A 9,533-nucleotide genomic window follows, 5' to 3' on the forward strand; every position below is an offset into this window, starting at 1 on the left:
GCAGACGCCGTTCGGGGGCCGGTTCGCCCGCGTCCGCCACGAAGCGCTCGAATCCGGCGGGCGTGGTGATGACCAGCGACCGGAACGGCTCCTCCAGTCCGACCCCGAACGTGTGCGGCAACCCCACCGGCAGGAGGACGAGGTCACCGGGTCCGGCCGTGAAGCTCTGCCCGTTGGACGTCTCGGGGCGAGGGAGTGAGGGAAAAGACGGACGAGGTTCGCTGCTCCGAGTTGTGCGGTACGGAAGACATCCCCGGTTTCGAATCTACAACGTAAAGGCGCTCGGCCTTGAAACCTCAGTGCCATCATGATCAAAAGCACGGGCTTCGCCCGTACAGTCTCCAACAGCCGCGATTCGGCCGGCCGACTCGTTGACGGGAAGCCAGGAGCAGGCTCGCCACATCCGAGATGATCTTTGTGTGGGACGGGGTGATTTGACCGCCGCGCCGTCTGCGCGCTTGCGTTGGGCGTCAATGGTGAACGTGTCGCCCACGATCCACCAGGAGGCGCCGATCGGCCCGTATGGGGTGTCCAGACGCGCTTCGGCGGCCGTCATCCCGCTGCCCGGCTGCGGCCGCACCTCGAAACGCCGGTAGGCGGGCACACCCGGGATGGGCCGCAGGCCCGCGACATGGCCGGGTTCTTGGGGTCTTGGAAGATCTCGGTGATCTGCGTGTACGGCATGGCGCCGCAGGTGTCCTTCTCCGGGCCGAGCGCACGCAACGGCTCCACCAGCCGCGCGCCCTGCTCCTCGTCCCCCGTGTAGACCACCCGGAACTGCACGAACGAACGGCCACGGAACTCCTCGGGGAGCTGCGGCGCGTCGGGGAAGCGCGGCAGCACCTACCTGGCCTGGGTCAAGGAGCAGCCGGAGGAGATGTCGTCCTCGGTGACGCCACTGACCCGGGTCAGCACCACCATGCCGACCTGCGGCGAACACCAGGCCGCCGCAGGTCGGCGGTGAGGGTGGGCAGCGCCAGGTGCAGCACGGTCAGGTCCATGGCGATGAGCATGGTGGGAAGCGCGAGGATCGCCAGCCCGAGCCATTCTCTTCGGGTCGCCCGCGGTGCGGCCGCTGTGCCGACGCCGGTACTCAACGAAATCTCCTTGTGTTGCGGTTGAATGCTCACGGAAGATCACATCTCTGCGCCACATTTCGTTGGACAAGCCAACGTTGGCTGGGCCAGCGATAGACATAATCGTGGGCGCAGCCAACAACTTGCTAGATTGCCTCCGTGGACATCCCAAAGGGAAAGCCGCCGAAGCGGCTGCGCACGCTACCGAGCAGGCTGACCAACCAGGCCGCACTGACCGCCAACCGGATCGTGGACCAAGCTCTCGCCAAGGCCGGCCTCCGGCGCTACCACTACTCGCTGCTCGCCGCATTGGAGGAGTACGGCCCGGCCAGCCAGGCAAGCCTCGGACGCCGGACCGGCATCGACCGCAGTGACATGGTGGCCACCGTCAACGACCTGGCCGAGCGGCAACTCGTCGAGCGCGCACCCGACCCCGAAGACCGCCGACGCAACATCATCACCATCACCGAGGCAGGCAGACGGCAACTCACCGAACTCGACCGGCTACTGGCCGGCGCCCAGGACGAGTTCCTCACCCCGCTACCCACCGCCGACCGGCAACACCTGATCGACCTGCTCACCCGCCTCGTCGAGCACCACAGCAGCGAGCACCACTGATATGGCCTTCCTCCAGGCCGGCCGAATGGATGGTCCGACGGATACTGCGGCCACTCCGAACCGTTGCGCACTGGAAACCAGGTGACTTCCTGCGCGGCCTGAAGGCGCTACCTGTGCGATTCACCGCCACCTAGATGCGCTGGCGGGCGCGGGTGGGCATGCGCCTGCGACCCGAGACCTGGACCTGCCGGTGCCTGTCACAGATAACGCCCTGTTATCTGTGGCATCGCCGATCGCGGCCTGCGGTGACGCCCGGCGGACGGCGCGGTGTGGGCAGGGGGTCGATGACGGTGGTGTGGTTGCCGAGACTGCGGCTGGCGGCGGCGAGTTCGGAGCCGATCCATCCGGCGCCGACGATGACGACGTTGGTGGCCGCGCGCAGGGCTGTGGCCAGGTGTTCGCTGTCGTCGCGGTTGCGCAGGTAGCAGACGCCGTCGAGGGCGGTGGCAGGGGCGCCGAGCGCGAGGGTGATGTCCTGGTCGGCGTAGAACTGCGGCTCCACGACGTCGAGGTCACCGGCTCCGGTGGTGCCCAGGAGGCAGCCCTTGGACAGGGCTGGGCGCTGGTATGGCAGGTGCGGTTCGTCATCGACGAGGGCGATCGGCCCGTCGTAGCCGTGGTCGAGGCGCAGGGCCTGGGCGGCCTTCGCGCCGGCGAGGCTCGCTCCGATGATGACGATGCCCGGATCGGCAGGCATAGCACATGGCTCCTAGATGATCTCGAGGTTGGCCATCATGCCCATGTCCTCGTGTTCGGCGTTGTGGCAGTGGAAGAGGTAGCGGCCGCGGTAGCCGTCGAAACGGGTGATGATCTCCACCGCTTCGCCCGGCCGAAGAGAGACGGTGTCCTTGAGTCCCGCGTCGTGTGGCAGCGGCGGCCGGCCGCTGCGCGACAGCACGCGGAAGCCGACCAGGTGCAAGTGGATGGGGTGGTGGACGTCGGCGATCAGCCGCCACACCTCGATGTCGCTGAGTCGGGCGGTGACGTCGGTGCGGGCGGGGTCGAACGGCAGCCCGCCGATCAGCCATCCGTGATCGCCGCGCATCTGCCCGGCGCGGAAGGAGAACTCGCGCACCTTGACCGCGTCCGACCGTCGCCAGGCCGGCAGATCGGTGGAGAGGGTGCGTGGGATGCGGCTGTCGTCGGTGGCGTGGCGTGCGATGCGGAAGGCCATCACGTCGCGGGTACGGCCCGAGCCGAGCCGGTTGATGAGTCTGACGCGGCTCCCGACCGGGACACCCGAGAAGTCGATGATCACGTCGTAGCGCTCGGCGGGTGCGATCGGCAGCAGCCGGTGGGTGACCGGCGTCGCGAGCAGTCCCTGGTCGGCGCCGATCTGGACGAGGTCGAGCCGGCGGCCGTCATCGGTGACCGCTTCGAGTTCGTAGTGCCGGGCGTTGGAGGCGTTGAGGACGCGTAGCCGGTAGCGGGCCGTGTCGACCTCGTGCACGGGCCAGGGGGCGCCGTTGACCAAGATCACGTCGCCGAGGACTCCGGCGAGGTACGGCTCGTGCACGCCCGGCCGCTCCCGCAGGGTGGGGTCGAGGGCGGGGTAGTCGAGGCCGCCGTCGGCGGCGAACGCACGGTCGGCGATCATGAGAGGCAGTTCGCGCGGCCCTGCGGGCAGGCCGAGATCGTCTTCGGCGTCGTCGCGGACGATGTGCAGTCCGGCGAGACCGCGCCAGATCGCGGGGGCGGTGAAGTCCATCCGGTGGTCGTGGTACCACAGCAGCGTGGGCCGCTGGTCCAGCGGGAAGGTGTAGTCCCGCGTCAGCTTGGTCACCACGGCCCGCGGATCGTGCATGCCATGCTCAGAGCCGTGCCCCATGTGCATGGTGGCGTCGTGCCAGTCCTCGGGCAGGACGAGGTCGGTCGGGTAGCCGTCGGAGGCTGCCGGGGTGTGTCCGCCGTGCAGGTGCACGACGGTCGGCACGGGCAGCTCGTTGCGGTGTGACACCGTAACCGGCCGGCCGCGGCGCGATTCGATGGTCGGCCCGGGGAAGGTGCCCTCATACGTCCACAGCGGCGTCCTGACGCCGGGCAGAATCTCCACACTCGCTTCACGCTGGGTGATCTCATAACGGTCGCCACCGCCCGAGGTGCTGATCGGCTTCAGAACGGTGGGAATCGGCAGCGGCACCTGGAAAGGCGGCGGCAGCGGTACGGCACTGCGCAGCTCGGCGCCGGTGATCGACGGCCGGCGGGCCAGCGCGGCCGAGGTCGACAGCCCGGTGGCGGCCATCAGCCCGAACGCCCCGCCGATGCCCAGCATCCGCCGCCTGGTCATGCCACGCTCACGCATTGCGGGCCTCCCTCCGCAGGAGGGGCCGGCGCCAGACCGCGATGAACTGCACGACGAGCGCGGCGACGGTCGTCACGCCCAGCGGGATGTGCAGCCACAACGCGCCCTCCAAGCCGGCGAAGTACTGCACCGTCTCGGCCGCCACCACCGCCATCGTGGCCAGGAACGGCCAGGCCTGACGCAGCCGGACCCAGACGACGATCGCCGCGATCATCTGCAGGTAACCGATGGAGGTGACCACGTCGGCGCCGACCGCGTGCCAGCGCAGGCTGTCGAAGTCACCGGTCAGATACACCCCGGCGAACACCGGCTGGCCGACGATCGCCACCACGTGCGCGCTGACAAAGGCCCGGAAAACCCACCCGACCGGCCTTGTCCGATGCGCGGCAGCGGATCCCAGATTGCTGGTGACCATGAGGGATCCTCCTCACTCTGATCTCTGTATGCGAACGCGCCCGACACTATGGCTCACGAGTTATCTTGTCTAAGATTAATATTGCTATGATGTTATGATCCCGGAGGCATGATGGAGCTGAACTCGCTCAAGCAGTTCCTGGTGGTGGCGCAGCTGGAGCACCTCAGCCGCGCGGCCGAGGCGCTCCGTGTCGCCCAGCCGTCGCTGAGCCGTACCATCGCCCGGTTGGAGAGCGAACTGGGCGTACCGCTGTTCGATCGGAGCGGCCGGCTCCGGCTGAATGACACGGGCAAGCTCTTCCGCGACTACGTAGAACGCGCACTGGGCGAGCTCGATGCGGGGCGGCGCGCCGTCGCCGAGGCCACCAGCGAGGGGGTGGGCACGGTGCGGCTGGCGTCGGAGACCTTCATGACTCTCACCGGGCCGTTGGCTGCCTACAAGCGCGCCCATCCCTCCATCGAGGTCGAACTCCACTGGTCACCGGCCGAGGACATGGCCCGCCGCCTGCGGGCCCAGGACGTCGATCTGTGTGTCGCCTCGCAGCCGATCCATGCCGAGGGCCTGGAGTCGACGCAGCTGTTCGATGAGGCTGTGGGGGTGGGCTTGCCACTCGATCATCCGCTGGCGGGCCGTGCTTCCGTGAGCATTGACGAACTCACCGACCAGCCCTTCATCACCGCCCGCAAGGGGCACTGGCTACGCCGGCTGCTTGATCGGCTCTTCGCCGCGAGAGGCATCACGCCGAAGATCGTCTGCGAGAGCGACGAGCCCGCCGCCATCGCGGAGCTGATCAGCGCGGGACTCGGCATCGGTCTCGTTCCCGCCTTCGCCCGCCGCAGCGCGACGCGCACCCCCGGCGCCTGGATCGCCGTCGACAGCCCCGACTGCCGTCGCGCGGTCACCCTGCACTGGGGCGCCGACAGCCACCTGTCAACCGCCGCCCGGCTGATGCGTACCACGATCACCAGCTGGGACTGGGTCACCGGGGAACCGCAGGAGAAACGCTGATGATCAGCTCGCGGGGTGGGCGCGACATGCCCCGGGTCTTGGCCATCCCGGTTGCGCAGGCCGTGTCAGCACTTGGCGATTGAGGGTGAGCAGTGCGAGTCAGCCTGTTGTCCACGGGCGGAGCTTGTCGGGGTTGCGTACGGCCCAGATGTGCTTGATCCGGTCGCCTGCGACCTCGAATGCGTACACCGATACGGTGACGCCGTCGTGCTGGGCGATCAGGCCGGGTTGGCCGTTGACCGTCCGCTCCATGATCGTCAGGTTGCGGAGCCTGCCCTCGAGATTGAACAGTGAGCGCAAGATCTGCTCGGCGCCTTCGATCGGGCGGAGCACGGCGCCGACGACGCCGCCGCCGTCGGCGATCGCCGTGGCGTCGGGGTCGAGGAGGCCGATGAGGGCGTTGATGTCCTTGGCCTCCCAGGCCTGCTTGAAGTCTCTCACGACGCCGGCCTGCTGGGCTGCCAGAGCAGCGGGAGCCTGCGAGGCGCGGATGCGGCGGCGGGCTGAGGAGGCCAGCTGGCGGCAGGCCGCCGGGGTACGGCCGACGATCTCGGCGACTTCGGCGAAGGAATAGCGGAAGACGTCGTGCAGGATGAATGCGACGCGTTCGGCCGGGGTCATCGCTTCGAGGACGACGAGGAAGGCCATGTTGACCGATTCATCCAGGGTGACCCGGTCGGCCGGGTCGGCGGTGATTCCGTCCGATCGCCCGTTGATCCACTCTGTGGGGTCGGGTAGCGGCTCGGGGATCCATTCGCCCACGTAGGTCTCTCGCCGGGCGCGTGCCGAGGAGAGCACGTTGAGGCATAGGCGGCTGGCGACCTTGGTCAGCCAGGCGCCGGGGGATTCGATGGCGTCCTGCTGCTGCCGGGACATGGCGTACCAGCGGGTGTAGGTCTCTTGGACGACATCTTCGGCGTCGGACAGGGAGCCGAGAAGCCTGTAGGCGAGATTGATCAGCTGGCGCCGCTCGCCCATGATCGCGCTCAGGCTGGGATCGAGCCGGCCGCCTCCTGGCTCGGACTGGATCGTCATGGTGTCGTCGGCTCCCTTGGTCGTATCTGCTCTTACCAGTCCGACAAGACAGCGCAGTGAACTGTGAGGTCGGCGCATCGCCTCACATTCTGAGGGGTTGCGTTGTCGTACTGCACGGAGGAGCACACCATCCAGGAAAGCTCAAGCGAGACATGAAGGAGACCGATGGGCGACCTTGAGACCATCGCCGACCGAATCGAGATCGAGACGCTGCGCGGTGAGTTCACCGACGCCGTGATGATGCGGGACTACGACCGCGTCGCGCGCTGTTCGCACACGACGGCGTGTGGCGGATCCCCGTACCACGACCGCTAGTGGATGCCGCGCCCCGGCCAGGACCCAGCAGCGGCAGGTTCAGCGCACCAGCATCAGCATCAGAACAGGAGAACGATGATCAAGATTGGAATCATACTTGGCAGCACCCGCCCCGGCCGCAAGGGCGAACAGGTCGCCCAGTGGGTCTATGAGAGGGCAGCGCGCCGCAGGGACGCCGAGTTCGAGGTGATCGACCTGCTTGACCATCCGCTGCCGCACCTGGACGAGCCCGCGCCGGCGCCGGCGTCACTGGGCCGGTATCAGCACGAGCACACCAGGGCCTGGGCGGACACCATCGCCTCGTTCGACGGGTTCGTGATGGTCACTCCCGAGTACAACCACTCCATCCCCGGAGTGCTCAAGAACGCCATCGACTACTTGCACGTGGAGTGGAACAACAAGGCGGCCGGGTTCGTCTCCTACGGCGGCGTGGGCGGCGCCCGCGCGGTCGAGCAGCTGCGGCTGATTTGCGGGGCACTGCAGATGGCCGATGTGGCTCCGCAGGTCACACTGTCACTGCTGACCGAGTTCGAGAATTACACCGTCTTCAAGCCGGGCGACTACAACGTCACCGCCCTGGACACGCTACTGGACCAGGTCGTCGCCTGGAGCACCGCCCTCGCGCCGGTGCGCACCGCTTCGCCGGTCGCCGTCGCCTGAACCCCGGAAGAAGCCCGTCATCGGCGAGGCCGTCGTGGCACCTCACATTCTGCAGGAATGCGCTGTCGGACTACTGGAACCACAAAGGACCGTCTTGCGGTCAGAAATTTCTTGAATGGAGGATGCGATGACTTCGAACGATTCCGAGTCCGTACGGCAGCCGCGGGTCTGACATTCCGGGGCGCGGTGTTGTCGTACTAGTGAGAAGTCAAAAATTCCACACCGAACGGAAGGGATGGGTAGCGATGCCTACGCAACGCGAGGTAGACGAAGCCAAGATCAGGCAGCATGTCGACAAGATAGTCGAAGGAATCCGAGCCAAGGATCTCGAGGGCCTGAAGCAGCTTTACGCAACGGATGTCGTGTCCTTCGACGTCGAGCCGCCGCTGCAGCACGTAGGGATAGCGGCGAAAATGAAGAACTGGGCGAACGCGTTCACGTTCTTCCAGGATGTGAGTTATGAGGTTCGCGACCTGACGCTCACCGTGGGCGATGATGTGGCATTCGGGCACTGCTTCGGCCGGCTCAGCGGCACGCTGGAGAACGGGACGGCGACGAGCGGTATGTGGGTCAGGGGCACTTTCTGCTTCCGGAAGATCGACGGCAATTGGTTGATCGTGCACGATCAGGCTTCTGTGCCGTTCGATATACGGAGCGGCAAAGGAGTGACCGACCTCGAGCCCTGACGAGTCGCACAAGTTCGGGACGTCGCGGGCGGTGCTGCCCGTTGAGCCACTGACCTGATTTCGCAGGCCGGGGGCGCGGCCGTGCTACTGCCGGTAACGCCCAGTTCGTGCTGACCGGGGCGTTACCGGCCGAGCAGGTCCAGGCAGATACGGCTGGCGATAGTCGTCAGCCAGGCGCTGCAGGGATCGCGCCTGGCCGCTCTCACGTGAGACGCAATCGGCACTCCGGTTTCACGAGCCGGAGTCGCCTGCAACCCTGCAAGGAGAAACCTCGTGGACACGACGAATAACGGTGGCCGCCGGGCTCTGGTGGTCGGGCTGGGCGTCAGTGAGATCGCGACGGCGCTGCGGCTGCGGCAGATCGGCTGGACGCCGGTCATCATCGAGCGGGCTGCTGACCGGCGGTCCGGTGGATACTTCATCGCGCTGTTCGGCGCGGGCCGTGCCGCCGCTCAACGCCTGGGCATCCTGGACAACCTGACCTGGCGAACCCGCCGCGACTGACGCCGCCGTCAAGCAGCTGCGGGCGCTGCCCGCCGAAGATGAGCCAGGTGTGTTCAGCTGGCGGCGACATCGCCGTACGCGGCGCGTCACCGCTTCGGGAGGAGCTTGTCCGTCCACAGCGGACAACAAAAAGCAAAGGCAAGAAAGGCAAGGAGGTTACCCACTCCTTGCCACTTCCAACATATAGCGCACCGGGGGCCTTGCGGCAAGACCCGGGTCGTGCTGCAGAATCTCCGACCGAAGCCAGAACCTGCGGGAATCAGGGATTCGCGAAGTACGAACCGCCGGTGGGACGCGCGGTGCGGTTTGCGGGCGCTCGGCGCGGAGGTAGGGGTGTGCGCGCCGCCGGACTGCGCGGAGGAGCCGGCCGAAATGCAACCTTGTTGAATGGGGGGTTCATGATTGACGTGATCGTTGCCGGTGGCGGACCGACCGGCATGATGCTGGCCAGTGAGTTGCGGCTGCACGGCGTGCACGCGCTGGTGCTGGAGAAGGACGCGGAGCCGACCAGGCGCGCTGGTGGGCTCGGCCTGCACATGCGCAGCATCGAGGTGATGGACCAGCGTGGTCTGCTGGAACAGTTCCTCGCGCTCGGCAAGCAATACCCGGGCGGCCGTTTCTTCGCCGGCATCACCAAACCGGCGCCGGACCAGCTGGACACCGCACATCCGTACATCCTCGGCATCCCGCAGCCCACCGTAGAGCGCCTGCTGACCGAGCACGCCACCGAGCTCGGCGCCGAGATCCGGCGTGGCTGCGAACTGGTCGGGCTGAGCCAGGACGAACACGGGGTGACCGTCGAGCTGGCCGACGGCACGCAGTTGCGCTCGCGCTACCTCGTCGGCTGCGACGGCGGCCGTAGCACGGTGCGCAAGCTGCTCGGCGTCGGCTTCCCCGGCGAGCCCGCCACGCAC

At 67.3% G+C, this 9,533-nt stretch carries 15 protein-coding genes; 7 read left to right on the forward strand and 8 right to left on the reverse strand.

From position 1 onward, the window contains the following. From AB0J09_RS44655 to AB0J09_RS44670, 4 genes are all read right to left on the reverse strand, one after another. On the reverse strand, nt 1–265 hold a 265-nt coding region (locus AB0J09_RS44655; protein ID WP_360705411.1), incomplete at its 3' end, for an AraC family ligand binding domain-containing protein. Continuing rightward, nucleotides 266–604: an alpha-L-rhamnosidase C-terminal domain-containing protein gene (locus AB0J09_RS44660; RefSeq protein WP_360705373.1), complete on the reverse strand. Its 339-nt coding sequence runs from the start codon at nt 602–604 to the stop codon at nt 266–268. Beyond that, nucleotides 553–843 carry a hypothetical protein gene (locus AB0J09_RS44665; protein WP_360705376.1) on the reverse strand — a complete coding sequence of 97 codons (291 nt, stop codon included), beginning with the start codon at nt 841–843 and terminating at the stop codon, nt 553–555. The genes AB0J09_RS44660 and AB0J09_RS44665 overlap by 52 nt, the downstream gene beginning before the upstream one ends. Before the next feature lie 65 nt (nt 844–908). After that, complete coding sequence (locus AB0J09_RS44670; RefSeq protein WP_360705379.1) at nt 909–1,097, reverse strand: hypothetical protein; 189 nt, start codon at nt 1,095–1,097, stop codon at nt 909–911. A gap of 138 nt (nt 1,098–1,235) precedes the next feature. Here AB0J09_RS44670 and AB0J09_RS44675 point away from each other — a divergent pair, with 138 nt between their 5' ends. Then, on the forward strand, nt 1,236–1,694 hold the full coding sequence (locus AB0J09_RS44675; protein WP_360705382.1) for a MarR family winged helix-turn-helix transcriptional regulator: 459 nt from the start codon (nt 1,236–1,238) through the stop codon (nt 1,692–1,694). Nucleotides 1,695–1,908: 214 nt separating this feature from the next. On the opposite strand, the gene AB0J09_RS44680 is transcribed toward AB0J09_RS44675, so the two are convergent. From AB0J09_RS44680 to AB0J09_RS44690, 3 genes are read right to left on the reverse strand one after another with little or no spacing between them, the layout of a single operon-like run. Further along, nucleotides 1,909–2,391, reverse strand: a complete 483-nt coding sequence (locus tag AB0J09_RS44680; protein ID WP_360705385.1) for an FAD-dependent oxidoreductase — start codon at nt 2,389–2,391, stop codon at nt 1,909–1,911. 12 nt (nt 2,392–2,403) lie between these two features. Continuing rightward, nucleotides 2,404–3,996 (reverse strand): multicopper oxidase domain-containing protein, encoded by a 1,593-nt coding sequence (locus AB0J09_RS44685; protein WP_360705387.1) that lies wholly within the window; start codon nt 3,994–3,996, stop codon nt 2,404–2,406. After that, nucleotides 3,989–4,411, reverse strand: a complete 423-nt coding sequence (locus AB0J09_RS44690) for a hypothetical protein (protein ID WP_360705389.1) — start codon at nt 4,409–4,411, stop codon at nt 3,989–3,991. The genes AB0J09_RS44685 and AB0J09_RS44690 overlap by 8 nt, the downstream gene beginning before the upstream one ends. A gap of 108 nt (nt 4,412–4,519) precedes the next feature. On the opposite strand from AB0J09_RS44690, the gene AB0J09_RS44695 reads away from it, so the two are divergent. Next, entirely contained in the window at nt 4,520–5,419 is a 900-nt protein-coding gene (locus tag AB0J09_RS44695) for a LysR substrate-binding domain-containing protein (RefSeq protein WP_360705392.1), read from the forward strand. A 99-nt stretch (nt 5,420–5,518) separates the two neighbouring features. Here the strand turns inward: AB0J09_RS44695 and sigJ are convergent, their stop codons facing one another. Beyond that, nucleotides 5,519–6,454, reverse strand: a complete 936-nt coding sequence (gene sigJ, locus AB0J09_RS44700; RefSeq protein ID WP_360705395.1) for an RNA polymerase sigma factor SigJ — start codon at nt 6,452–6,454, stop codon at nt 5,519–5,521. A 165-nt stretch (nt 6,455–6,619) separates the two neighbouring features. On the opposite strand from sigJ, the gene AB0J09_RS44705 reads away from it, so the two are divergent. The 5 genes from AB0J09_RS44705 to AB0J09_RS44725 form a co-directional block, all read left to right on the forward strand. Then, nucleotides 6,620–6,769 carry a hypothetical protein gene (locus AB0J09_RS44705; RefSeq protein ID WP_360705397.1) on the forward strand — a complete coding sequence of 50 codons (150 nt, stop codon included), beginning with the start codon at nt 6,620–6,622 and terminating at the stop codon, nt 6,767–6,769. Between the two features lie 75 nt (nt 6,770–6,844). After that, nucleotides 6,845–7,429 carry an NAD(P)H-dependent oxidoreductase gene (locus AB0J09_RS44710; RefSeq protein ID WP_360705400.1) on the forward strand — a complete coding sequence of 195 codons (585 nt, stop codon included), beginning with the start codon at nt 6,845–6,847 and terminating at the stop codon, nt 7,427–7,429. A gap of 245 nt (nt 7,430–7,674) precedes the next feature. Next, nucleotides 7,675–8,115 carry a nuclear transport factor 2 family protein gene (locus AB0J09_RS44715; RefSeq protein ID WP_360705402.1) on the forward strand — a complete coding sequence of 147 codons (441 nt, stop codon included), beginning with the start codon at nt 7,675–7,677 and terminating at the stop codon, nt 8,113–8,115. Nucleotides 8,116–8,388: 273 nt separating this feature from the next. Next, nucleotides 8,389–8,619: a hypothetical protein gene (locus AB0J09_RS44720; RefSeq protein ID WP_360705405.1), complete on the forward strand. Its 231-nt coding sequence runs from the start codon at nt 8,389–8,391 to the stop codon at nt 8,617–8,619. Nucleotides 8,620–9,017: 398 nt separating this feature from the next. Then, the coding region (locus tag AB0J09_RS44725; protein ID WP_360705408.1) for an FAD-dependent monooxygenase at nt 9,018–9,533 on the forward strand (516 nt) is incomplete at its 3' end.

The organism is Nonomuraea sp. NPDC049784, from assembly GCF_040659615.1.
In the GTDB taxonomy this organism is placed as follows: Bacteria; Actinomycetota; Actinomycetes; order Streptosporangiales; family Streptosporangiaceae; genus Nonomuraea.